Source organism: Snodgrassella sp. ESL0323 (assembly GCF_013346865.1).
Classification (GTDB): domain Bacteria; phylum Pseudomonadota; class Gammaproteobacteria; order Burkholderiales; family Neisseriaceae; genus Snodgrassella; species Snodgrassella alvi.
Window position 1 is genome coordinate 231333 of the sequence record NZ_JAAEDT010000020.1, and the last position, 24048, is coordinate 255380.

General features: G+C 42.9%; 25 protein-coding genes. 9 read left to right on the forward strand and 16 right to left on the reverse strand.

What is annotated here, in order from left to right:
• Positions 1-24: 24 nt before the first annotated feature.
• Both GY065_RS09705 and GY065_RS09710 read left to right on the forward strand, forming a co-directional pair.
• Complete coding sequence (locus GY065_RS09705; protein ID WP_174833943.1) at positions 25-873, forward strand: DsbC family protein; 849 nt, start codon at positions 25-27, stop codon at positions 871-873.
• Positions 874-1099: 226 nt separating this feature from the next.
• Positions 1100-1447 (forward strand): DUF488 domain-containing protein, encoded by a 348-nt coding sequence (locus GY065_RS09710; RefSeq protein ID WP_174833944.1) that lies wholly within the window; start codon positions 1100-1102, stop codon positions 1445-1447.
• A 108-nt stretch (positions 1448-1555) separates the two neighbouring features.
• Here GY065_RS09710 and accD read toward each other — a convergent pair whose 3' ends face one another.
• The 9 genes from accD to GY065_RS09755 all read right to left on the reverse strand — a co-directional run bounded on the left by accD (position 1556) and on the right by GY065_RS09755 (position 12542).
• Positions 1556-2428, reverse strand: a complete 873-nt coding sequence (gene accD, locus GY065_RS09715) for an acetyl-CoA carboxylase, carboxyltransferase subunit beta (protein WP_174833945.1) — start codon at positions 2426-2428, stop codon at positions 1556-1558.
• Positions 2429-2495: 67 nt separating this feature from the next.
• Complete coding sequence (gene trpA, locus GY065_RS09720; protein WP_174833946.1) at positions 2496-3281, reverse strand: tryptophan synthase subunit alpha; 786 nt, start codon at positions 3279-3281, stop codon at positions 2496-2498.
• Positions 3282-3437: 156 nt separating this feature from the next.
• Positions 3438-4799, reverse strand: coding sequence for a PFL family protein (locus GY065_RS09725; protein ID WP_078475379.1), 1362 nt, complete (start codon positions 4797-4799; stop codon positions 3438-3440).
• A gap of 9 nt (positions 4800-4808) precedes the next feature.
• The gene (locus tag GY065_RS09730) at positions 4809-5084 is read right to left on the reverse strand and encodes an ACT domain-containing protein (protein ID WP_025331370.1); all 276 of its coding nucleotides are present in this window, start codon (positions 5082-5084) and stop codon (positions 4809-4811) included.
• A gap of 89 nt (positions 5085-5173) precedes the next feature.
• A complete protein-coding gene (locus GY065_RS09735) occupies positions 5174-6352 on the reverse strand; it encodes an MFS transporter (protein ID WP_084548352.1) in 1179 nt (392 codons plus the stop codon).
• Positions 6353-6370: 18 nt separating this feature from the next.
• The gene (gene trpB, locus GY065_RS09740; RefSeq protein ID WP_174833947.1) at positions 6371-7573 is read right to left on the reverse strand and encodes a tryptophan synthase subunit beta; all 1203 of its coding nucleotides are present in this window, start codon (positions 7571-7573) and stop codon (positions 6371-6373) included.
• Between the two features lie 707 nt (positions 7574-8280).
• Entirely contained in the window at positions 8281-8904 is a 624-nt protein-coding gene (locus tag GY065_RS09745; protein ID WP_174833948.1) for a phosphoribosylanthranilate isomerase, read from the reverse strand.
• A 37-nt stretch (positions 8905-8941) separates the two neighbouring features.
• Complete coding sequence (truA, locus tag GY065_RS09750) at positions 8942-9793, reverse strand: tRNA pseudouridine(38-40) synthase TruA (RefSeq protein ID WP_174833949.1); 852 nt, start codon at positions 9791-9793, stop codon at positions 8942-8944.
• 469 nt (positions 9794-10262) lie between these two features.
• Positions 10263-12542 (reverse strand): FimV/HubP family polar landmark protein, encoded by a 2280-nt coding sequence (locus GY065_RS09755; RefSeq protein ID WP_174833950.1) that lies wholly within the window; start codon positions 12540-12542, stop codon positions 10263-10265.
• A 388-nt stretch (positions 12543-12930) separates the two neighbouring features.
• Here GY065_RS09755 and GY065_RS09760 point away from each other — a divergent pair, with 388 nt between their 5' ends.
• The 5 genes from GY065_RS09760 to GY065_RS09780 are packed head-to-tail and all read left to right on the forward strand — an operon-like array spanning position 12931 to position 15752.
• Positions 12931-13467, forward strand: a complete 537-nt coding sequence (locus tag GY065_RS09760; protein WP_174833951.1) for a septation protein A — start codon at positions 12931-12933, stop codon at positions 13465-13467.
• Positions 13467-13760, forward strand: coding sequence for a YciI family protein (locus tag GY065_RS09765; RefSeq protein WP_174833952.1), 294 nt, complete (start codon positions 13467-13469; stop codon positions 13758-13760). Before GY065_RS09760 ends, GY065_RS09765 begins: the two co-directional genes overlap by 1 nt.
• A complete protein-coding gene (locus GY065_RS09770) occupies positions 13753-14028 on the forward strand; it encodes a BolA family transcriptional regulator (RefSeq protein ID WP_100117225.1) in 276 nt (91 codons plus the stop codon). The genes GY065_RS09765 and GY065_RS09770 overlap by 8 nt, the downstream gene beginning before the upstream one ends.
• A 41-nt stretch (positions 14029-14069) precedes the next feature.
• Positions 14070-14936, forward strand: coding sequence for a SurA N-terminal domain-containing protein (locus tag GY065_RS09775; RefSeq protein WP_174833953.1), 867 nt, complete (start codon positions 14070-14072; stop codon positions 14934-14936).
• 54 nt (positions 14937-14990) lie between these two features.
• Positions 14991-15752: a peptidyl-prolyl cis-trans isomerase gene (locus tag GY065_RS09780; RefSeq protein ID WP_037474436.1), complete on the forward strand. Its 762-nt coding sequence runs from the start codon at positions 14991-14993 to the stop codon at positions 15750-15752.
• Positions 15753-15836: 84 nt separating this feature from the next.
• Here GY065_RS09780 and GY065_RS09785 read toward each other — a convergent pair whose 3' ends face one another.
• From GY065_RS09785 to rlmD, 3 genes are all read right to left on the reverse strand, one after another.
• Complete coding sequence (locus GY065_RS09785) at positions 15837-16292, reverse strand: GNAT family N-acetyltransferase (protein WP_174833954.1); 456 nt, start codon at positions 16290-16292, stop codon at positions 15837-15839.
• A 332-nt stretch (positions 16293-16624) separates the two neighbouring features.
• Positions 16625-17200 carry a YceI family protein gene (locus tag GY065_RS09790; protein ID WP_174833955.1) on the reverse strand — a complete coding sequence of 192 codons (576 nt, stop codon included), beginning with the start codon at positions 17198-17200 and terminating at the stop codon, positions 16625-16627.
• Positions 17201-17361: 161 nt separating this feature from the next.
• The gene (rlmD, locus tag GY065_RS09795) at positions 17362-18675 is read right to left on the reverse strand and encodes a 23S rRNA (uracil(1939)-C(5))-methyltransferase RlmD (protein WP_174833956.1); all 1314 of its coding nucleotides are present in this window, start codon (positions 18673-18675) and stop codon (positions 17362-17364) included.
• 117 nt (positions 18676-18792) lie between these two features.
• Between rlmD and GY065_RS09800 the strand changes: the two genes are divergently transcribed.
• Complete coding sequence (locus tag GY065_RS09800; protein ID WP_174833957.1) at positions 18793-19809, forward strand: L,D-transpeptidase; 1017 nt, start codon at positions 18793-18795, stop codon at positions 19807-19809.
• 37 nt (positions 19810-19846) lie between these two features.
• Here GY065_RS09800 and GY065_RS09805 read toward each other — a convergent pair whose 3' ends face one another.
• Together GY065_RS09805 and GY065_RS09810 are read right to left on the reverse strand one after the other, a co-directional pair.
• Positions 19847-20167, reverse strand: a complete 321-nt coding sequence (locus tag GY065_RS09805; RefSeq protein ID WP_174833958.1) for a GIY-YIG nuclease family protein — start codon at positions 20165-20167, stop codon at positions 19847-19849.
• 103 nt (positions 20168-20270) lie between these two features.
• Complete coding sequence (locus GY065_RS09810; RefSeq protein ID WP_174833959.1) at positions 20271-20480, reverse strand: hypothetical protein; 210 nt, start codon at positions 20478-20480, stop codon at positions 20271-20273.
• 64 nt (positions 20481-20544) lie between these two features.
• Between GY065_RS09810 and GY065_RS09815 the strand changes: the two genes are divergently transcribed.
• The gene (locus tag GY065_RS09815; RefSeq protein WP_174833960.1) at positions 20545-20964 is read left to right on the forward strand and encodes a DUF4124 domain-containing protein; all 420 of its coding nucleotides are present in this window, start codon (positions 20545-20547) and stop codon (positions 20962-20964) included.
• Between the two features lie 319 nt (positions 20965-21283).
• Here GY065_RS09815 and GY065_RS09820 read toward each other — a convergent pair whose 3' ends face one another.
• Positions 21284-22231, reverse strand: coding sequence for a hypothetical protein (locus GY065_RS09820; RefSeq protein WP_174833961.1), 948 nt, complete (start codon positions 22229-22231; stop codon positions 21284-21286).
• Between the two features lie 110 nt (positions 22232-22341).
• On the reverse strand, positions 22342-23907 hold the full coding sequence (gene proP / locus GY065_RS09825) for a glycine betaine/L-proline transporter ProP (RefSeq protein ID WP_174833962.1): 1566 nt from the start codon (positions 23905-23907) through the stop codon (positions 22342-22344).
• Positions 23908-24048: the final 141 nt, after the last annotated feature.

Sequence of the window (24048 nt, forward strand, 5' to 3'; positions counted from 1 at the left end):
AACAAACAACAAAAGAATTCTAATATGAAAAAATCTTACTTATGGCAATGGCTTGCTCCTTTGCTGACCATACCATTAATCACATCCTGCGACGGCACTCCTGTACACAATGCTGATTCTGCAGCAAGTTCAGCCTCTGGTACTACAACCTCTATATCTGCTAAAAATGTGGCTGAATCCGGTAGTTCTGCTAATGCAGATATCAGTAAAAAAATAAGTACCAATCTGGCCAGCAAAATGCGTAAAATGCTCAAGGGTGCTGAATTAAATATTCAAGGTGTTTATACCACGCCGTTACAAGGTATTTATGAAGTAGTAATTACCGGTAATCAGATTATCTATACCGACGAAAATGCCAGCTATATTATGATTGGTAATTTAATTGATCTGGAACATCAGAAAAATCTGACTGAACTGCGTGTCAGTGACTTATCAAAAATAGACTTTAAAGAATTGCCTTTAGATAAGGCAATTAAAGAGGTTCGCGGTAACGGACAGCGAGTACTGGCTGTATTCTCCGATCCTGACTGCCCATTCTGCAAAAAACTTGAAGAAGAAATTGCCCAGATTGACAATATTACCATCTATACTTTCCTGATGCCGGTGCCTGATCTGCATCCGAACGCACAGAAAAAAGCTGTACAGATATGGTGTCAGAAAGATCGTACAACCGCATGGACCGAGTGGATGCGCAATGGGAAAGAGCCGGCTGCTGTGGCCAATTGTGACAACCCTGTAGCAGACACTATGAAGCTGGGCAATAAATTTGGTATTGATGGTACACCGACTTTAGTTTTCCCGAATGGCAAAACCATTTCCGGGCTAATGCGTAAAAATGATCTAGAGCAGGAACTGAGCAAAAATCAGAAATAATTATCATCCATATCTATAGTCAAAAGCAGCCGTACCGGCTGCTTTTTTATATTTTTTCATAATAATACTGCCCATTACATTACAATCACCATACTGATTAAAATAAATCATACTATTTTAATACTACATCAGCATACATATGTAGTTACGGGTTTACCGACATGCCTGCCGATACAATTATTAAAAATTTATGATTGATAATTTATTATAGTTAAGCTCAATCGCCATGTATAACATTCAACGTGTATATACCTATCAGCATCAGCAGCCGGCAGTATTAATAGACCGCCTGTGGCCACGCGGTATCAGTAAAATCAGACTAAGCGGAGTTGAGTGGATTAAAGCTGTTGCCCCGTCCGGCCCGCTCAGAAAATGGCTGCACCAGAATCCTGAAAATCATTATCAGGAATTTTGCCGGCTGTATCAGCAGGAACTCAGCCTGCCACAACAACAGGAAGCATTGCGCACACTGAAGCAACTGCATGAGCAGCATCAGCAACTATGGCTGCTTACGGCGGCCAAAGATATTGCTCGCAGCCATGTACCAGTATTACTGGCACAATTACAGGCATAGCTCAAAATTAACTGATGTATCCTTTTAGTATCTATCAATAAAAATGCCCTGAAAAATATATCAGGGCATTGCTATAACCATTATTCGATTATACAGATACAAACTGTGTCAGGCGGCATCCGCATTGGCTTCTGAGCGTAACAAACCAATCAGTCGAACAATTCGATTTTTTAATTCACGCCGGTCAACAATCTGATCGATTGCCCCTTTATCCAGTAAAAACTCCGAACGCTGGAAGCCTTCCGGTAAAGTTTCACGTACAGTTTGTTCAATCACCCGCGGACCGGCAAATCCAACCAGAGCATTCGGCTCAGCCAGAACAACATCACCGATAAACGCAAAGCTGGCAGACACACCGCCCATAGTCGGATTGGTTAATACTGATATGAAAGGCAGTGATTTATCAGCAAGCAAATGTAATGAAGCACAGGTTTTAGCCATTTGCATTAATGAATTGAGACCTTCCTGCATGCGTGCACCACCGGAAGCGGCCACACAGATAAAGGTACAGTTATGTTTTACCGCCTCACGTACGCCGCGAACAAAGCGCTCACCCACAACAGAACCCATTGAACCGCCGATAAAATTGAATTCAAAAGCGGCCACAACCACAGGTACACCATTCATGGTTCCGCGTACCACCAGCAGCGCATCATCTTCCTGCGTCAGCTTACGGGCAGCACTTAAGCGGTCAGTATATTTCTTGCTGTCACGGAATTTGAGAATATCAACTGGTTTGATGTCTTTACCAATTTCATACAGTTTGGTTTCATCCAGCATCATACTGATACGTTCCCGTGCTGACACCGGATTATGATATCCGCACTTCGGGCACACTTCCATATTCTTTTTCAAATCCGTGGCATATAAAGTTGCCGCACAGGACGGACATTTCTGCCACAATCCCTCAGGGATACCTGCGGATTTAACCGCTGCATCTTTTTTAATCTTAGGCGGCAGGATTTTATCTAACCAACTCATTCTTTTATTCCCGGTTATTGCCGGCAGCCGGAACAGGCCGCCATACAGAATTAGGATGTTACACAGATTATTCCAGAGCCTGTCTGAGCTCAGCGACAACAGGAGCCAGAGCTTCGGCCTCATGACCAGTATGCTCGGCTATTGTCTGCACAAAGCGGCTGCCAACGATTACAGCATCCGCTACTGCTCCGATACGGCGGGCACTGTCGGCATCGCGAATACCAAAACCCACACCGATAGGCACCTGTATAAACTGGCGTAAATGATCAATTTTACGCGAAACTTCGGCCGTATCCAACCGTGATGAACCGGTCACTCCCTTAAGTGATACATAGTAAACAAAACCACTGGCCTTACTGCCAATCAGTTTAATCCGCTCATCTGTAGTAGTAGGGGCAATCAGAAAAATGCAGTCAAGCCCGTATTTCCTGAGCTGCTCATGCAAATCATCAATCGTTTCGGCCGGACAGTCTACTGTCAGCACACCATCCGCACCAGCCTGCGCAGCAGCACTGGCAAAACGTTCATAACCCATATGATAAACCGGATTCAGATAACCCATGAGCACCACTGGTGTTGTCTGATTTTCCTGCCGGAACTGACTAACCACCTGAAATATATCACTCAGAGACACATTCTGGCGTAAAGCACGCTCGGCAGCTGACTGAATCACCGGTCCGTCGGCCATCGGATCAGAGAAAGGCACACCCAGTTCAATAATATCTGTACCATTGGCTACCAGCGTTTTCATCAGCTGTACTGTTGTAGCCAGATCCGGATCACCACAAGTGATATACGATACCAGAGCAGTCCGTCCATGCAGCTGCTCAAACGTATGTTGAATTCTACTCATTATGTTCTCAACTCATTTCCGAACACTTTAGCAGTGTATTGATTCAGCCAGCCATCATCCTGCCGCTCCCTGCGGACAGTCAGATTTTATCTGCCTGCAACACTGCCAGTGCTGATTATCATAGCCTGCATCATACCATGCGGTACAGCACATCCCTTAATTTTTCATTGACTGCACTGGTGCCGGTACTCGTCCGCCACGATTAATAAATACCTCACAGGAACCGGATTTCACCGGCATAACTGGAGCTCGGCCGAGTAAACCGCCAAACTCTACGTAATCACCGACATCCTTACCGGTAACCGGAATCACCCGCACTGCTGTAGTTTTACTATTAATCAGGCCGATAGCAGCTTCATCCGCAATAATTCCCGCCAATGTGCTGGCCGGAGTGTCGCCCGGTACAGCAATCATATCCAGCCCGACCGAACATACCGCCGTCATAGCTTCCAGTTTATCCAGCGTCAGCACACCGGCTTCTACCGCTGCTATCATACCTTCATCTTCAGATACCGGAATAAACGCACCGCTTAATCCGCCTACTGCGCTGGAAGCCATCATACCGCCCTTTTTCACAGCATCATTCAGTAATGCCAGCGCCGCAGTCGTGCCGTGCGTTCCGCAGACACTCAACCCCATCGCTTCCAGAATCCGGGCAACACTGTCCCCCACTGCTGGAGTAGGTGCCAGAGATAAATCCAGAATACCGAACGGAATACCCAGCATTTTACTGGCTTCATGGCCGATCAGTTCACCCACACGGGTAATCTTGAATGCGGTTTTTTTCACCAGCTCGGCAACTTCGGTCAGGGACAGCCCTTGTGTATTCTGCAACGCAGCACATACTACGCCCGGTCCGGATACACCAACATTAATGACGCAGTCTGCTTCTCCCGCACCATGAAAGGCACCGGCCATAAACGGGTTATCTTCTACCGCATTACAAAAAACTACCAGCTTGGCACAGCCAAAACCTTCTGGCGTGATTGCCGCAGTCTGGCGGATGGTTTCCCCCATCAGCCGTACAGCATCCATATTAATGCCGGCACGGGTAGAACCGATATTTACCGAGCTGCATACGACATCTGTGCAGGCCATAGCCTCAGGAATTGATCGGATTAATATCTCATCAGCAGCACTCATTCCTTTGTGCACTAATGCAGAAAAGCCGCCGATAAACGAAATACCAATGGCTTTTGCTGCTTTGTCCAGTGTCTGTGCTATCGATACATAAGAATCAGCACCGGTAGCAGCACCAATCTGAGCAATAGGTGTTACAGCAACGCGCTGATTCACAATTGGTACACCATATTTAGCCGACAGCTCAGTTGCCGTCTGTACCAGATTTTTACCGACACGGGTAATCTTGGCATAAATTTTTTCATTCAGGCGCTTGATATCTGTATCAATACAATCATGCAAATCAATGCCAATAGTTATCGTACGCACATCGAAATGCTGGTCGGATACCATTCGTACAGTTTCCAGAATTTCATTATTCTGAATAGAAAAAGACATAAATAACTCCTAAATCCGGTGCATGGCATTAAACAATGCTTCATCCTGCACACGGATGTGCAATCCCCGTTTTTCGCCTTCACTATCCAGAAATTTACTGAACTCTAAGCGCGGTAAAGTACATTTTTCCGCATCCAGCAAAATAATCATAGTGAAATAATCATCCATTAACTGCTGACTGATATTCACAATACTAACCTGATGCTCTGCCAGCAGCGTGGCTACCTCAGCAACTATACCAATACGGTCTTTACCAATCACTGTCATCACAGCATGATTAGACATAAATAATCCTATTCACAATAATAATTATTACCAACCACAGAAACTAATCCGTCGCCAGCCGGCAGCCAGATCAGTTCAGCAGCACAGATTTAAGATATACGTTCACATTTAAAGAATAGTGCACACAGCAAAATCAGCGTTGCCACTCCTCCGCCCAGTAACGAAACCCCGTTCCAGCCATAATGTGCATAAGCCATAGCAGAAGCAAGTGAGCCGAGTACACCACCGATAAAATACATACTCATATAACCGGAAGTAATCCGGCCTTTGAGCGCCGGATCAGAACGATAAATCAGCGACTGGTTACTGATATGCAATGCTTGAATCGCAAAATCCAGCAAAATTACCCCGCCGATCAATGCCCATAAATGCACCCCTCCGGCATACAGCAGTGACCAGCTAAGCAAAAACAGTAAGGCACAAACTATTGTCATCGCATAAGTGTGGCCTTTATCCGCAGCCCAGCCCCCCACATTGGAACCAAAAATCCCCAGCGCACCAAATAAACCAAATAAACCAATTGTACTCAAACTGAAATGATAAGGTGCATGGCTGAGCAACAACGTCAATGGTGTCCACAACACTGAAAACAAACAGAAATCCAGCGCCCCGAGCACACCACGTTGCCGCAATAATGGTGTACGCCATAATAACGACCAAACCGATACCAGCGTTTTCCAGTAACCCAGAGTACTGTGTTCACGCTGCACATGAGGCAGTTTGCATTGCAAAATCAGTGCCATTAACAGCAGCATTGCCGCACCGAGCATATATACTGTACGCCAGCCCCACCAATGGGCAACCATACCGGAAAAAGTACGTGACAACAGAATACCCAGTAACAGCCCGCTCATCAGCGTACCGATTACCCGCCCGCGCTGTTCGGGTTCTGACAGACTGGCGGCTAGCGGCATCAGCACCTGAGCCACCGTACAAAAGGCACCGACCATCACCAGACCGGCAATAAACAGCCATAAATCAGGAGCAAATGCTATCAGCAGCGCACTGATACCCACTACAACATACAGCGATACAATTAGCTTTTTGTTATCGAGCAAATCACCCAGCGGTACCAGAAAAATCAGCCCCAGCGCATAAGCAAGCTGCGTCAGCGTAATCAGCATGCCGCTACTGGCAACATTCATACCAAAATAGCGTGCAGTTACTTCTATCAGCGGAAAGACAAAATAATTACTGGCTACGGCCAGACCGATGGCCAGAGCCATCATAAAAATCTGACCGGAAGACAGTTTAATACTCTTATTCATACATACAACAAATATTTACTACAAACTAATTCCGTCCAGCCGGGCAACCGTATTAATATCTTTGTCCCCTCGGCCGGACAGATTCACCAGAATGACTTCATCTGGACTCATTTTCGGTGCATTGGCTACTGCCCATGCCAGCGCATGGCTGGATTCAAGTGCAGGAATAATACCTTCCTTATGACACAGTAAATGAAACGCTTCCATAGCAGCTTCATCACCCATGGCTTCGTACTCTACCCGGCCAATATCATGCAGCAGACCATGCTCTGGCCCCACACCGGGATAATCTAGACCGGCGGAAACAGAATGAGTATTCATCACCTGTCCGTTTTCATCCTGCATCAGATAACCCCGGAATCCGTGCAATACCCCCATCGGGCTGTGCGAGCTGATAGGCGCGGCATGCTGAGAACCGGATAAGCCCAGACCACCCGCCTCAACCCCTACCAGACGAGTTTCAGTCACATTAATATAAGGATAAAACAAACCAATCGCATTCGAACCGCCGCCGACACAGGCTACTGCTACATCAGGCTGACGACCGATGGCTTCCTGCATCTGCTGTATTGCTTCATTTCCGATAACACACTGAAAATCTCGCACCATTTCCGGATAAGGCATCGGACCGGCTGAGGTACCAATAATATAATAGGTATCATCTACCCGTGCCACCCACTCACGCAATGCTTCATTCATGGCATCTTTCAGCGTACATGAGCCGGAATCCACCCCAACCACCTGAGCACCAAGCAGCTTCATCCGGTACACATTTGGTGCCTGACGGCGGATATCCTCAGTACCCATAAACACCGTACATTCCAAACCGAAACGCGCGGCTACCGTAGCAGAGGCCACACCATGCTGACCAGCACCGGTTTCAGCGATAACCCGCTTTTTACCCATTCGCTGTGCAAGCAAAGCCTGACCAATCGTGTTGTTAATTTTATGTGCACCGGTATGATTTAAATCTTCCCGTTTCAGATAAATCTGCGCTCCGCCCAGATAGTCAGACAAGCGCCGTGCATAGTAAACCGGACTGGGACGGCCTACATAATATTTTAAATCCTCATGATACTGTGCCCAGAATGCCGGATCAGCTTTCGCTTCATAATAAACCTGTTTTAATTCAGCCAAAGCTGCAATCAGTGTTTCCGATACAAACAGCCCGCCGTGCTCACCAAAAAAACCCTGTTCGTCAGGATAGTGATAATTTTTCATATTTTTTTCCATTGAGCGACAATTTACCCGCAAAGTAAAACTATCCGGCCATATTATCACCTTTTAAATCCATTATCCCGTTATCTATACTTAATCCGGAATAAATAAAAGAGTTCTGCTTCTGTGCCAATAAAAAATGCAGGTTATTAATTTCACAAATAAGAGCTGCTTAAAATAACAACATGAATTTTGATTACATACTTATTGTTATATCTGTCATCATTTAAAAAACCTAATCTTAATAAATCAATATTGGCTGTCAGATAATCTAGCGCCAGCATCAATGACATTACTTCCAATAAAAATCTGAGAAAATAGAATCACTTTGCAAAATTTACTTTTATACCTCTGTTTTAAAACAGAAAAAACAAATCATTCATACTGATTAGTATTATTTTTTATCGGGTCTGTTATGATGATCTGTCAATAAAACGTAAAATAGCTAGTTTCAGCTCCAGAATATCCACAAGCTCAATCATTTCAGCCATATTTGTTTGAGTACAAAAATAATATTCAAACAGAATAATTTCACTTTCCGGCTTTTCATCTTCAAAACCAGAACCACTCTTATTTTATAAATATATTTTTATTGCCCAGTAATAAACTAGATAAAATTCAGGCTTGCAGATATTGCTTTCAGTTTCTATGCCAAAATAATAAATACCGCATAAAAATTCTTATTTTTTATTATAAAATCAGATTATTACTTATTCAGAAAACTGATTAACAGCCGCCATCAGAGCCCGCATTTTTCGCTCATCTTTAATTCCGGGCGATGCTTCCACACCACTGGATACATCAATAGCCATAGCTTTGCTTTGTCTGATAGCCAAAGCAATATTTTCCGGCTTCAGACCACCAGAAAGTATCCATGGAATATCCAGCCTGTCTGGCAGCATCTGCCAGTCAAAAGTCTGACCTGTACCGCCATACTGCCCGGCAACAGCTGCATCAAACAGCAAAGCACGGGCATCTGTATATGTAGCTGCTGCAGTTTCAATATCAGCTGTTTCACCTACTCTTATTGCCTTAATATACGGACGTTGAAACTGACGGCAGAATTCAGCATTTTCATCCCCGTGAAATTGCAGTACATCCAGAGACACATGCCTCAGCACTTCCTGTACTTCAGTTGTAGCAGCATTAACAAACAACCCGACTATTGTTACAAACGGAGGTATACACTGAGTAATTGCCTGCGCCTGTTCAATAGAGACACAGCGTTTACTGCCAGAAAAAAATATCAGTCCGATTGCATCTGCCCCAAGCCGGGCAGCGAGTATTGCATCTTCAGCACGGGTCATCCCGCAAATCTTGCTTCGAATTTTCATCCTCGGCCCCTTTTCAAACTTGCCCGCAATATTGGCATTAATCCAGATATGGCCAGAGCCACACGGGTAAAGTAGCTGTTTCCACACCCCATTGCTGCGGATAATCAATACCAGTCAGATATAATCCGTCCGGCATAAATGTTGGCGGTGCCAGCCGCCGGCTTCTGGCTGCCAGCAACTGAGCAAAACCGGCCACACTCAATTTACCTGCACCCACATACACCAAAGCACCGACAATATTACGTACCATATTGTGTAAAAACGCACTGCCATAAAAATCGATTGCCATTAATTCCGGACTACCGACAAGGTTTAGTTTATATAAAGTTTTTACCGGTGATTTAGCCTGACAGTCACTGGAGCGGAAACTGGAAAAATCATGTTCTCCCACCAGCATTGCCGCAGCTTCACGCATTAGCGCCATATTCAACGGATAGTGAGTCCAACCGACACGACCACGCAGTTGCGGCATACGTACCCGGCTGGATTCAAGCATATAACGATAACGTCGCCCGAATGCGTCAAAACGGGCATGAAATTCAGCAGCCACCGGTTGTGCTTTGATAATACGAATATTTTTATCCATCGCTGTATTCGTACCGCGCAACCATGCTTCGGCACTTCGCAGCGCACACGTATCAAAATGTACCACCTGCCCCGTTGCATGAACACCGGCATCGGTACGTCCTGCTACCACAACATTGATTTGTTCAGCGGCAATGGAACTCAAAGCATCTTCCAGAACCGACTGAATAGTATACAAACCATCCGGCTGCTTTTGCCAGCCATGAAAGGCACGCCCATCATAAGCCAGAGTTAATGCCCAGCGCTGTACAGGCAAACCACCTTCATGCGTAATCACCTGATTTTCTTCTCTGTTAGCAACCATGCCTGTTTCTAATCCAAATAAATCACATCAACCACATTCATTATTATCGCATAGCCGTTAACTGCCTTCATATTTGAAAACTATGTAACTGCTCATTGCAAAGCAGCAATAAAAAATAGCCTGATAATAGACTCGCTTACATTATTAATAGACCTGTCAAATCAGAATATATATTAGTTCAGAATGATTTGATCTGGCTGCAATGCCCGTTTCTGCACGCCATTACGCACCACTATCCTATTTCTTAACAGTTACATTCAGCTTGTTTCATAAGCTGATACACCTTAAAAGCAAATTTATAACCTGCAATAAAATCAATTAATAACTGAAATTTATATGCGTAATATATTAAAAAATACGACAAATTTACAGCAAATAAAATAGCCGAATTCCATAAACAGAATTCGGCTATTTAGTGTTTCAAATACAGAAATTAATGCACCTGACAATTCAACCAAAGCAAGGAGAATCAGCCACCTAATTGCTGTAACAGATTTTGTGCCTCTGCCAGTATCGTGCCATTAGCTTCATCAACCAATTCACGCAACGTCTGACGAGCAGTAACTGCATCATCCATTTCCAGATACATTTTTGCCAGTTCCAGCTTAGCTTGTAATGGAATAGCCTGCTGTTCAGGAGTCAGAGGTTTATCAACCTGCTCAGGTTCGGCTGATTGTTCCAGCCAGTCCTGCCCACCATCACCGGTGGCAAATGAAGAGATCGGTCCTGTTGGTGCAGAAGTTGCATTAACAGCTGGTGCCGGTTCAGATTTATTCTCTTCCAGAGCAAAATCCAAGGCTGAAATATCTGTTGCATCTTCATCAGCGGCAACAGGGGATACAACAGGCTGAACTACTGAATCATCATCACTTATTCCTAATGAATCCCAATCAATATCTGTGGAAATAGCATCATCTTCTGCTGCAAATGCATGCTGATCGTGTGGTGCTAAAGTCTGCTCAATAGATGAAATTTCATGCTCCGCAGCAGAAGTTTCATGTTTGGTTTCATCATCAAATTTGAAGTCATCGTCCCATTGCAAATCAGACAGATTATTTAACGTATCGTCTTCCGATGCAGCCACAGGTTCAGATTGCGGTGCAACCTGAATGGTATCTTGACGTGTTTCAGCAGACTGTTGCTCATCTGCAACTACCCACTCCAAATCGGCATTATCTGCAACCTTTTCCTGAGCCGCAGCTGCAACCGGCTCTTGTGAAGCCAATACCTCCGGCTGCTCAGTGTCATCAAGCTGATCCAGCCAGGATAAATCATCTTCACCATTTTGCTCAGCAGCTGCCGGAGTTGCCGTATTTGTGTGTTCCTCTTCAGTGAAATTGAAATTGAGCCAGTCAGTATCTGTTTCTTCCTGTTTTGTTTCTGTCGCTTTATTATCAGAAAGCAGAGCTACAGATTCTGTTTTCACATCAGCAGCAGGTTTATCATCGGCTTTAGCTGGTGTATCTGACACCCCGGCATCATTCAACCATGACCAGTCATCATCTTCTTCTGCGGCCTCAGTGGCTGTAGTCGCCGCCACCGGAGCTGCCGCTGTTTTAGTCTGAACAGGTACAGTTTGTCGGACCTCAGGCGGCTCAGAGTTAAATACAACATCATCTTCATCCTCGTCATCATCAGATGAATAATCCTCATCATCCGCACTATTTTGTTTTTTACTTCTTTGCCAGAGTAACGCGGCAATTAACAGCACACCGGCAAAACCAGCCAGAGCATAAAGCCACCATGAAGGCAGGAAAGATTCTTTTTCGGGCTCTTCTGCCGGTTGTGTATTATTGACTTTAGGTTGTATGGGCTCAGCCTTAACCACTGATGTCGCACTTGCTGCAGGAGCTGAAGCCTGAGCAACTTCTGAAGCCTGAATAGTGGCTGAAGCCTGAGCAGGAACTGAAGACGCTGCTGATGTTTCTGCTTTAACAGTGCTTTCTTTAGTTTGAACTTCCGACGCAGCCGTATCTCCGGTATTAGCTGCTACTTTGGGATTTTCTTTTGTTACTGCCGGTGTTGTATTTTGTGTCACTTCCGGTTTTACAGCTGTTTTAAGTGGTACTTTGGATAATTTTTTCAGTTGTGAAGTAGAAGGAATATCCAGACTGATATTGCGATACATCAAATCAGGATTACCGTTACGAAAAGCATTCGGATTGGCTACCTGTATAGCATGCATGGTCTGCTCTAAACTCAGCCCTTGCGGCCGTACCTTACGTGCAACATCCATCAGGGTTTCATTATTATCGACATTATATTTCACTACCGCATTTTCGGAAGCAAGACCGTTTTGTAATGCGACAGTAGCCCGTGCTGCAGATTTTTCTTTTACAGAACGTGCCGGTGCAGGATGTACAGGTCTGTGCTGTTTGCCGGTTGCTCTGTTTTTACCGGCTGAGCGATTGCGTTCAGGAGGATCCAGCAACGCAGTATACTGTCGCCCCTGACTACCGGCAGTAAGACTGAAAGTCAGCATCGGATCATGCACAGGTTTACTGGAACGCAAATGAATCACAGCATTTTGTCCTTGTGCGGTTACACGTACCTGCAATGGTGCTCCTGCAACAGCCGGACGTCCTTTTAACGCTGCCCTAGCTTCGTCCCCTGTCACCACAACGCTACCTGAAAACGGTTCACCCAGTGCCGAACTAACTTGTAAGCTACCTAGCCCTGCCCAGGCAGGTGCACTGGCTAACATACATAAAGACAATGCGATGATTTTTAAATTATTTGCGTTTTTCAATCCCGTACCCTCATCGGTAATGCACCAATGCCGTCAGGCGTATGTGCCTATTTACTATGAAAATTTTACAAGTACTTTTAAAAAATAAATGCAATTGGTGTTTAACGTTTACTAAACCTGTTTTTATATTATCTCACGCTATAATAGCTTTTGCGACACTTTAATGCCAAGTATCCTTTACTTAACTTTCATTCAAATCCGGTTTATCTGTGGACATTTTCAGACGAATCATCATTCAGAAAGCCTGAATCCAATATACAACAATAGTTAAATTTTGTTTATTAGCTTACTTTAACACGTGCCAAGTGTAAAAACTCAGGGTATTATGGCACATATATATCCCCTTAATTACTTGTTAACCAGAAAATAAAGATATCTATTCCCGATAATGAAAGCAGTATTTGAATTCCTGGTAGTCATTCTTTTCTTTACTACCTATGCCTTAACCAAAAATATTATCCTTGCCACCGAAGTAGCCATCGCAGCAGGTATTATTCAGGCTGTGTGGTGTCTGTTTAAATACCGGCGCCTGCAAACAATGCAGTGGGTTAGTCTATTACTGGTCGTCATACTGGGCGGAGCGACTATAATCTCAAAAAATGCGCACTTCATTATGTGGAAGCCGACCGTCCTGTTCTGGGTTATGTCGGCAGGTCTGCTGATTTCACACCTGTGCGGCAAAAATGTTCTGAAAAGTACCATTGGAAAAGAAATCAGTATGCCCGACCCTGCATGGCGTAAACTAACCTATATCTGGGTTATATTCCTGCTGGCACTAGGTGCACTTAATCTCTGGGTTGCTTACACCTTTACCGAACCACAATGGGTTAATTTCAAACTCTTTGGCAGTACCACAATATTATTTTTATTTCTTGTTGGACAAACAGTATATATTAGTCAATATACTAAAAAGGATGAGTTGTAATGCTGTTTATGCTAATGGCCACTGATGCCGATAACAGTCACGAAGCGCGTATGCAAGCACGGCCAAAACATTTGGCGCGTTTAGAAGAACTAAAGGCACAGAAGCGTCTGGTTCTGGCCGGTCCTAACCCTTTACCCGAAGATGACAGTCATTTTTCCGGCAGTCTGATTGTTGCCGAATTTGATTCTCTGGATGAAGCGCAAGCATGGGCCGAACAGGATCCTTACGTTGATGCTGGAGTATTTGAAGAAATTCTGATCCGTCCTTTTAAAAAAATTCTGCCAAATGACTGATATTCAGACTATTATTCAAACGCGTCTGCAAATACTGGCTCCGCAGCAATTGGAACTGACCGATGACAGTCATTTACATGCAGGACATAAAGGTCATCGTGGTGGTGGACATTACAGCCTGCTGATTGTCAGTGATGCTTTTACTGGTTTATCTCGTCTTGCCCGGCAGCGTAAGGTTCATCAGTTACTTGAAGATTTATTCAGAACAAATACTATTCATGCCTTAAGTATCAGAGCATGCACACATAGCGAATACTTAACCAGATAATAATCTATTTTTATCTACTTAAACTAAAAAGAGAGTTAACCATGAAAAAACAATTTATTGCTGCTGCCATCATGTTCGGACTAACCGGCATTGCCGCAGCCCAGACTGTAGTTACTGTTAACGGAACCAAAATTGACAGCAAAGAAGTCGATAATCAGGTAGCCTTACTGGTACAGGAAAGCCAGAATCAGATTCAGGATTCCGCCGAATTGCGTAAAAATATCACTGACCGCCTGATTACCCGTACTTTGCTAATTCAGGCTGCAAGAAAACAGAATCTTGACAAAGATCCTGAGTATTTAAAAGCACTGAGTCAGGCTGAGGCAGAAGCCAAACGCCTGGGCGATGATAAAAAACCGGGTTTCAAGGAAGAATGGACGCTCTTCAAAGACGATCTGCTGACTCAGGCCTACCTGGTCAGCGTAGCAAAAAACAATCCGGTAAAACCTCAGGATGTAAGTAACGCATATAACGACATGGTAAAATACTACAATGGCACACAGGAAGTGCAACTAGGCGAAATTCTTACCCGTGATACAAACACAGCAAATCAGGCTATTGCTCAGTTAAAAGCGAAAAAAAGTTTCAGTACTGTAGCCAAAGAATATACGATTGATCCTGCCGGACGCGATAATGGCGGTATTGCTAAAGGTTTCGTTTCCCTTAAAGATCTGCAGGAAAGTGCTACCCCAGTATATAATGCCATTAAAGATCTGAAAAAAGGTCAGTATACTGCCACGCCGGTACAGGGTAACGGCAATATATATGCTGTGTTCTATGTAAATGATAAGCGCAATGTTAAACTACCGAGTCAGAAAGAAATGGAGCCTATTCTGTCACGTCGCTTACAAAGTGCCTTAATAGCCCAGCATATTGACCAACTGTACAAAAGTGCTTCTATCAAATAATAATTTAATTCTGAGTTATTTTATTAATCAGAACAGAAATAAGGAATACTCAACATGAAAAAAAGCATTCCTTGGCTAGCCGGCTTAAGTATCATGGCAGCCGGACTCGCTTTTGCTGATGCGCCCAAAATTGACAGCCAGCGTATTGACGTTATGCTGAAACAGTTTGAGCGTCAGATGCAGGCTCAGCCAGGTGCTCCGGTACCGGATAAGGCAGAAATTCAGAAAGAAATTACCCTGCGCCTGCAAACAGCTGATTTATTAAAAGCTGAGGCCATTAAAGCAGGACTGGATAAACAACCCGAAACTCAGGCAGCATGGCAAAATGTGCAGGCACAATTTTATGCCGCCCAATACGTAGATTATCTGGCTGCTAACATTGAAATAAAAGACAGTGATCTGCGCCGGCAGTATAGTCAGGTCAGTCAGGAAATAAATTTACTGCCAATTGTTTTTCCAAGCAAAGAAGCGGCTGAAGAAGGTTTAACCAAACTGAAAAAAGGCCTGGCTTACGAAACACTGTACAAACAGGTTAATCCGGAAGCGCCAGCCAGCAACTGGGTGAATCCTCAGCAATTGCCGCCTGAATTTGCCCAGTTAGCTTCTCAATTGAAAAATGGTCAGATTTCAGCAAATGTCATTACTATTGATGGTCATTACATTTTGCTGAAACTGGCCGGTATGCGTCAGGCACCTAACGCACCTGCATTTGACCAGATTAAAGAGCAATTGCGTGAACAAGCCAAACAGCAGAAAGTACAGGAACAAATTAATCAGCTTTTGCAAAAAAACGGTATTAATCTGGATCCGCAATAATTTTACTGAACAAAAACCGGTACACAGTACCGGTTTTTTATGGATAAAGACAAATCACTCTGTCGATCAGTCTCTGAACAATTCTCAATCTGTATTCGCCTGCTTATTTTGTGGCGGATACAACATCTCTACATAGGGTATTCCGTCAGTAATATAAGGCGCTCCCTGTATCTGAAAATTATGTCGCTGATAAAATTTAAGAACCTGCCGGTACGCCTCTATTTTGACCGGATATTCAGCATAATGATTCCTAGCATAATGCAGAATCAGATTAACAAGCTGGTCTCCGAGTCCGGTGCCGCGTACGGATGGATGCGTTACAAATCGACTAAATGTAAAATGCTCTCCTGCCAGAAACATCCTTGCATATGCCAATATCTTCCCGTCGCGCTGGTAGTAAACATGTTTAGCCTGCAAATCCCAGTCATCCAGCTCAGAACAAACGCGTTGTTGCTCCACGATAAAAGTATCAATACGCAAGCGGGCAATGTGAAAAAAATCATGTGATGAAATCTCATCAAAGTTTTTAATACACCACATAACTACTTCCATCCCTTCATATTAATAATGAATAAATGATTATTCACGCCTTAGCCTTAATCACAAAATCTAAAATACGCTAACGTAACATACTCAAATTAGCTTCTTAACAATACCACAGTTCCCGCTCCCTAATCCCGACTTCTGCTCTTTTACTTTTATCGAAAGAAGTACCTGTTTAATGAATAATTAATCCCAAAAACCAGAAAAATTCAATGATTTAAATAATCATATGAATCAAAATATGAGATATTTAAAATATGTCTGCTATAAATCAAAAACGGATTATCTGCAGCAAAGCAGATAATCCGCGTAAATTTTTTTCAATTCACTTACTGTATGGCTGCTTCAATCTGAATGTTAAGTTTAACATAACGACTGGCCGGCATAGCAGTCAGATATTCATTAATTCCCCATTGTGAGCGATCAATAATGGCCTCAAAATCACCGCCACATACCTGGGCCTGATTCATAGGGCTTTTATAACAATTAAATTTAGTCGCTCTGAGCGTAACAGAATGGGTTTGCCCGACCATCATTAACTGACCGCGCAAGGCTCTGACTTTACCCTTATTATCAAAAACCCAGTTATTCGAAACAAAATGCAGATTCGGATATTGTGCAGCATTAAAAAAAGCTTTGCTTTGCAGATGTTTTGTGAATTCACTGCGACCAGTATCCAGAGTACTGAGAGGAATAGTAATATCTACAAAACCTGTCTTCGAAGCTGCATCATATTGAAGTTTGCCATTAAGATTATAAAAACCGCCTACATTACTGGAAGTCGCAAAGTGATCAAGCGTAAAACGGGCATTGGTATGCAACGGATCAATTTTATAATCCGCAGCAACCGCCGGTACAGTTATTCCAAGCAGAGCTGCCATCAAAATACTGGCTAATTTATTCATCAATAAACTCCTCTAAATATTTGTCTGACGGCTGCAATATTAACGTGAATATTCAAACAAAAAAATCCCGAAGAGTAAAAATATTATTTCTTAATGGGAAAGAATTCCGATATATGAATATATCTTTAACCGGATAATTTTATCTATTTTACAATTAATAATTACCGGTCAAAGACTGCGATAGATTCAACATGTGCAGTTTGCGCAAACAGATTCATAATACCGCCGGCACGATAATAATAACCGCGCTTAACGAGTAAACCCGCATCTCGTGCCAGAGTAGCCGGATCGCAGGAAATATACACAATCCGTCGTGGCAACATCCGCTCTTCAATTTCATTTAAAGACTGTATCAGAGCCTGAGCGCCCGCGCGTGGCGGATCAAGCAACCATTTATGTGCATAACCTAAACTGCGTAAACGCCGTCCGTTCATAGCAAAAATATCAGCCTGCTGAAAACGCACAAGCCTGGCCAAACCATTATGCTTGGCATTACGCGCAGCACGCTGACACATGGCAGCAACACCCTCAATACCCAACACCTCTGCCTGCATCCGTGCAATCGGTAAACTGAAATTCCCCAAACCACAAAACCAGTCAATAATCCGCTCGCCGGCACATGGCTGCAACCATTGCATTGCCCGCTGTACCATAAGCGCATTAGTTGCATGATTAACCTGAGTAAAATCTTCCGGCTGATATGGAATCTCAATTTGATATTCGGGCAGACGATAAGCAAGAACCGAAGTCGCAGATGAAGATATTAAAGTGGTTTTATTACCTTTTTGTAACCAGCACTGCCACACATAACCGCTTTGCTGCTGTAACTGTTGCAGCAGACTATCAATCTGCATACACTTGGCCTGGTTTAACTCATCAGCCTGTATAGTAAGTGCAATAACATCATTACCCTGATGCAGCATAATGCCCTTAACCGTATTTGCAGACCAGTTTTGTAAAAAAAGCTTAATTGGTTTTAAAGCTTTCGATATTACCTCGGGTAATACCAGACAATAATCAATATCTACAATCGAATGGCTTTGCCTGGCCTGAAAACCGAGCTTTAACCGGCCTTTATCATAGACTGCATGCAATCGCACTCGTTGGCGATAATGCCATGCTAAGCCATAAACAGGCGGCACCAATTCATCAGGCAAAACCTTGCCCAGACGCTGCATCTGACTTAACCACGCACGCTGTTTTAGTGCCACCTGCGCAGTAAATTCAATATGCTGGCTATTACAGCCCCCGCAATCAGCATAATAATGACAAGGTGGTTGCACACGAGCAATACCGGGCATCAGTATTCGGCTGATTCTGCCTTCAGTATAGGATTTTTTTATCCGTACCGGCTGCCACTCCACCACTTCACCCGGTAATGCCTCCTCAATAAAAACCGCCTTACCGTCAACACGGGCAACACCACGCCCTTCCTGATTCCAGTCAGTAATCTGTGCCGTAAACTGCTGTTCCAAACTATAACCTCAAGCCGGATAATGGCCATAAATAAATTTAATTGTAATTAATTTATCACATTACAGACAAATTACGTTATTATTATATTCATATTGCCACACTGGATTGTCAGAATAATGTTAAAACCAATACTTTATGCGCTGACCACTACTTTGATCACTACAAGTGCATATGCTGCAATTCCTATGCCGGACTATGCTGTGCCCAGTCAGGGGCAGCAGGTTATCCTGAATGTTCCGCAACTGCGGCTATTTTTGTTTCAGGACGGAGAATTAATTAAAACTTACCCTATAACAGTAGGTAAAGCCAGTACACAAACACCATTGGGTGAATACAAAATTGGTGCCAAAGTAAACAAGCCTACCTGGAGTGTTCCGCTCAGTATCCAGAAAGAAATGGCAGCCAGCGGTAAAGCTGTACAGAAATCCGTACCACCCGGCCCGAATAATCCACTCGGACCGGTATTTGTTCGTCTTGGTGAACCACGACTCGGGCTTGGCATTCATGGTACTAATGTACCCAGCAGCGTGCCCGGTGTGCGCAGCCATGGCTGTGTGCGTTTACGCAGTCCGAATGCACTGGATTTTGCCGCAGCAGTACAAAGCGGCGCCGATGCAGCAGTTATTTACCAGCAGGCATCAGTCAATACAGATGAACAAAATGATATCTGGATTGCTGTTTACCGTGATCCTTATAACAAACGTAATCTGAATAGAAAATTGCTCAACCAAAGCATTAGCTCTTGGGCACAACAACATCAGCTGCACATCGATCAGCAACGCCTGAATAACGCTCTGAGCAAACCGGCCAATACATTGATTTGCCTCACCTGCAGTGCCGGAAAAACCAAAGTCAGCGGCAAACTAAGCTCACTGCAATGGACTAGTGGTCAAGGCAAAATTGTCGGATTCAAACACGTTAACCCAGCAAATAATAAGCCTAAACAAGTAATCACCCCAGAAAACAATAATATTGAAGTGGATGAAGATGCGGATGAATCACCCAGGCAAAATATTACCCCGTTACAGCCATCCGCTACCACACCGGCCAGAGAACAATCTGCACCGGCACAGCGGGTTCCGGTCAAAACTATTCCGCCCTCTTCCGAGCCGGGCTTTGATGCATTAATGTAACAAAATACCAGATAGTTTAATCATATCTGTACTTAATTCAGGGAAAAAAATCTTCCAGTAGCTGCCATAAAACTGCTTTGTCTGCAGCCTTAAGCCGCTTTAGCCGATATTCACATCGTGCTGCAGCGGCTTTATTAATATTCTGGCAAACCAAACGCATCCGAAGTGGCGGATACATGCGTGTATATCTGGCTCCTTTTCCGGCACAATGCAACTGCCAGCGCTGTAACGGCCGGTTAGTTATACCGCAATAAAATGCACCATTAGTACAATACAGTAAATACACCGCCCAATCAGCCCTTAGCTGTGGTAAAGGAGGTAATACAGCCAGAACACAATCAGGTAACACTAATTTCATCTCTCTGAATAACCTGCAATCTAATATCTGAGAAAAATCATTTCAGACAAAATCAAACCATCACCTGTAAGCGGGCAATTTCTGCATCAATATCGTCCACACTCTACTCAGTATGCTGATAAATCTTCACCTGCAGCTCACCCGCTTCCTGTTTATTCGAAGCAGAAGGAGACATACCGTGCAGCGGGCGGTTGGCCGTTTCTTTCAGGCAGATACCGGTAACAATACCGATAATTCCCACCAGCATCAGATAATAAGCCAGAATAAACAAATCATTAGTAGCATCCACCAGCGCAGCGGCAATAGTCGGCATTAAACCGGCAATAATAATCGCTGCACTGACCAGAGCAATGTAACTGATACACAGGTAGAAAACAATGCCGGCAGCTACTTATTTGTGTACTCTGATAAGCACTTCTGCACTGGCACAGATATATGAATGCACCGACAGCCGGGGGAATCACAGTTACAGCGAAGTTCCGAAAGGTAAAAACTGCCATTCTGTCAGCAATCTGGGCGGGAATTTCTCAACCACTTCTGCCTACAAACCTGTCGTAACCACTCCTGATACCAATTTCAAAGATGCAGATTCAGCCGCCCGCAACCAGCCTGATCAGGCCGCGATTTCTGCTGCCCGTAAAAACCTTGCCGATGCCAAAAAAGCACTGGAAGACGGTAAAAAAATTCGTATGGGAAATGAACGCAACTACGTGCGCTATCAGGAACGCATAAAAGGTCTGGAAGATGCCGTAAAATCCCGGCGGCAGGATTTGGATAAAGCTCTGAATGGCAAATAAAATCTGCTTAGAATTTACCGGCTTAAAATACTTTTTAGCCGGTAAATAACTTGAATGATTCATTAAAAGTATATATCTGAGAATTAACTCTATTATTCAGGCAGTATTATCAATTATAAATCGTAGATAAAACCATATAAAAGCATTTCTGATATAAAGTAATAACATCATCCTCAGCCTCAACGCATCAATCAAATATCTGTTAAAACTACTATCAATATTGATTAAATAATAGATAAGCATCACTATCAGTACAAAAAGATTTTTCTTTTTCTGATTAATCAATCTACGTCTGATGATTCTTTTCTCAAATTCTAACTTAATTACTTTGCGAATAATCCTTTAGATTTAATTTTATCGCACTGTTTGGTAACTCCATACGTAAACCTTTTGTCTTATTCTCTATTGACGGAATAAAAATTAAAGTTTTAGAACCAACATTAGTAAATAGAATATCTATATGTTCTAATTCGCACATGTTATCATCACATGGATTTTTTAAATCGGATTCAGACTTTTGGGAATTTAATTTATTTATTTTTTTTTGCAGTACTAAGTTGAAATAATTTTTATCTACATATAACGAAACATCAGTTTGCCTTATACCACAAAAGGCAAGAGAATATTTAATTAAATTATTTGAAAACTGACCTACTACTAATGGAGTGAAAAATAAAAGCAATATAAACATTAAATTAAATTTAACTTTTTCGTTTTTTTCTGGTTTCTTTTTCTCAATATTTTGATTTACTGTTCTTTTTGTTTTTATAATAATATGATTATTATAAAAAAATTTTCCAGCATATATTAGCAACATCAAAAATTGTATAAAAATTATTTTTGGAAAAGAAAAAACTTCTGAGCACACGCTAAAAAGTAAAATTATTTCTGCTATTACTCCATAAATATATATTATTATCCTATCACTCAATGACGGAATTCCTTTTAATTTATAATTTTTAAACTTATAAGATTTTATTTTATTATAATAAATATTAGGCCGTGATTTTACTCTTGATACATAAAGAAAAAAGAAAATTGCTAAATTTGCCCAATATAGTAAACCCACAAGTAACACATAAAGCATTCCAAAACTTATAGCTATTAATATAAATACTAACGTTTCACTAATTTGTACATCTGGAGGAATAAAATGTACCTCAATGCAGTAAAAAGTAAAAATAATAATCCCAATAGTTGGACATGTAATACCTATAATCTTAAATATATTTAGTATTAATTGAGTAATTTCTTTAATTTTTTCCATAAATAAATTTTGACATATCATCATGTTATATCAACAAAAAATCCACCAATATTAACATACACTAGTTAACATTAGTGGATTTGATTTTATTCCATCTTTTAAATTTTTATTCACTCCAGCTTCGGATGTAAATCAATATATTGCTGCTTACGCTTTTCCAGCTCACCTATCTGCTCCTGTAAGCGGGCGATTTCTGCATCAATATCATCCACACTCTGCTCAATATGCTGATAAGTCTGCACCAGCAGCTCTCGCGCTTCCTGCTTATTCGAAGCAGAAGGAGACACACCGCGCAGCGGACGATTGGCTGTTTCTTTCAGGCAGATACCGGTAACAATACCGATAATTCCCACCAGCATCAGATAATAAGCCGGAATAAACAAATCATTAGTGGCATCCACCAGCGCAGCGGCAATAGTCGGCGTTAAACCGGCAATAATAATCGCAATATTAAATGCACTGGCCAGAGCACTGTAACGAATACGGGTAGGAAACAGTGCCGGCAGCGTAGAAGCCATAACACCGGTAAAAGAATTCAGAATCAGCGCCAGAATAAACAGCCCGAGAAAAATCAGCCCTACTTTGCCACTGGTAATCAGCTGAAAACACGGAATAGCCAGAATCAGCAATGCAATTGAGCCGCCAATCACAAATGGCTTACGTCCGATTTTATCGCTGACAAAACCAATAATCGGCTGCATAAACATCATGCCAATCATAATCGCAATAATAATCAGCACACCGCGATCTTCACCATAATGCAGATTATGCGACAAATAGCTAGGCATATAAGTCAGCAGCATGTAGTAAGTGATATTTGTGGTTAACACCAACCCGACACTCACCAGCAATGTAGGCCAGAAACGCTGCACAATTCTCTTAAACGAAACTTGAGGCCGGTTACCAACGTCTTCCTGCTCGGCCTTTTCCATCATATCCAGATGTTGCTGAAAAGCCGGAGTTTCCTCCGCAGCATGGCGCAAATACAAGCCCAGCAGACCTAAAGGAGCAGCCAGAAAAAACGGTATGCGCCAGCCCCACGAGAGAAAATGTGCCGAACCCATAATATTTTCCAGCAATACCACCAGCCCTGCCCCAAGCACAAACCCGCAGATTGAACCAAAATCCAGAAAACTGCCCAGAAACCCGCGCTGCCGGTCGGGAGAATATTCTGCGACAAAAATAGCCGCTCCGGTATATTCACCGCCCACAGAAAACCCTTGAGCCAGCTTACATAACAGCAACAGCAAAGGTGCCCACATACCAATACTGTTATACGATGGAATCAGACCAATACAAAAAGTACTGAGTGCCATAATAATAATGGTAGTCGACAATACTTTCTGCCGGCCGAAGCGATCGCCAAGAATCCCGAAAAACACACCACCAAGCGGGCGCACCAGAAATGGTACAGAAAAAGTACCCAATGCGGCGATTATCTGCACACTAGGCGAAGCAGACGGAAAAAATACCTGTCCCAGCGCATAAGCCACAAAGCCATATACCCCGAAATCAAACCACTCCATGGCATTACCCAATGCAGCGGCAGAAATGGCCTTTTTAAGCTTATTCTGGTCAACAATAGTGATATCGTGTAATTCCAGCGTTCCGTTCTGAGTAGGAATCAGTGGTGGAACATGAGAAGAAGCCTCATTTTGTTCATTAACAGCTGTCATGATAATCCTCTCATTATTAATATTTAAATGATATTTCAATTATAACATGCGTCTGAAAAACGCTTTGTAATTGAATTTTAAAGAAAACTATCTACAGCATAATCGATAAAAGAGCGCTTGTGCTACAATTATTTTATTCCA

Coding starts and splice junctions, on each gene's coding strand:
- GY065_RS09780 (WP_037474436.1), top strand. CDS start 14,991: ATGAAAAAAAGCATTCCTTGGCTAGCCGGCTTAAGTATCATGGCAGCC.
- GY065_RS09705 (WP_174833943.1), top strand. CDS start 25: ATGAAAAAATCTTACTTATGGCAATGGCTTGCTCCTTTGCTGACCATA.
- GY065_RS09775 (WP_174833953.1), top strand. CDS start 14,070: ATGAAAAAACAATTTATTGCTGCTGCCATCATGTTCGGACTAACCGGC.
- GY065_RS09820 (WP_174833961.1), bottom strand. CDS start 22,231: ATGGAAAAAATTAAAGAAATTACTCAATTAATACTAAATATATTTAAG.
- GY065_RS09725 (WP_078475379.1), bottom strand. CDS start 4,799: ATGTCTTTTTCTATTCAGAATAATGAAATTCTGGAAACTGTACGAATG.
- truA (WP_174833949.1), bottom strand. CDS start 9,793: ATGGTTGCTAACAGAGAAGAAAATCAGGTGATTACGCATGAAGGTGGT.
- GY065_RS09730 (WP_025331370.1), bottom strand. CDS start 5,084: ATGTCTAATCATGCTGTGATGACAGTGATTGGTAAAGACCGTATTGGT.
- trpA (WP_174833946.1), bottom strand. CDS start 3,281: ATGAGTAGAATTCAACATACGTTTGAGCAGCTGCATGGACGGACTGCT.
- GY065_RS09805 (WP_174833958.1), bottom strand. CDS start 20,167: ATGAAATTAGTGTTACCTGATTGTGTTCTGGCTGTATTACCTCCTTTA.
- GY065_RS09815 (WP_174833960.1), top strand. CDS start 20,545: ATGCCGGCAGCTACTTATTTGTGTACTCTGATAAGCACTTCTGCACTG.
- GY065_RS09745 (WP_174833948.1), bottom strand. CDS start 8,904: ATGAAAATTCGAAGCAAGATTTGCGGGATGACCCGTGCTGAAGATGCA.
- GY065_RS09810 (WP_174833959.1), bottom strand. CDS start 20,480: ATGCCGACTATTGCCGCTGCGCTGGTGGATGCTACTAATGATTTGTTT.
- trpB (WP_174833947.1), bottom strand. CDS start 7,573: ATGAAAAATTATCACTATCCTGACGAACAGGGTTTTTTTGGTGAGCAC.
- GY065_RS09800 (WP_174833957.1), top strand. CDS start 18,793: ATGTTAAAACCAATACTTTATGCGCTGACCACTACTTTGATCACTACA.
- GY065_RS09770 (WP_100117225.1), top strand. CDS start 13,753: ATGACTGATATTCAGACTATTATTCAAACGCGTCTGCAAATACTGGCT.
- GY065_RS09735 (WP_084548352.1), bottom strand. CDS start 6,352: ATGAATAAGAGTATTAAACTGTCTTCCGGTCAGATTTTTATGATGGCT.
- proP (WP_174833962.1), bottom strand. CDS start 23,907: ATGACAGCTGTTAATGAACAAAATGAGGCTTCTTCTCATGTTCCACCA.
- GY065_RS09765 (WP_174833952.1), top strand. CDS start 13,467: ATGCTGTTTATGCTAATGGCCACTGATGCCGATAACAGTCACGAAGCG.
- accD (WP_174833945.1), bottom strand. CDS start 2,428: ATGAGTTGGTTAGATAAAATCCTGCCGCCTAAGATTAAAAAAGATGCA.
- GY065_RS09790 (WP_174833955.1), bottom strand. CDS start 17,200: ATGAATAAATTAGCCAGTATTTTGATGGCAGCTCTGCTTGGAATAACT.
- GY065_RS09760 (WP_174833951.1), top strand. CDS start 12,931: ATGAAAGCAGTATTTGAATTCCTGGTAGTCATTCTTTTCTTTACTACC.
- GY065_RS09785 (WP_174833954.1), bottom strand. CDS start 16,292: ATGTGGTGTATTAAAAACTTTGATGAGATTTCATCACATGATTTTTTT.
- GY065_RS09710 (WP_174833944.1), top strand. CDS start 1,100: ATGTATAACATTCAACGTGTATATACCTATCAGCATCAGCAGCCGGCA.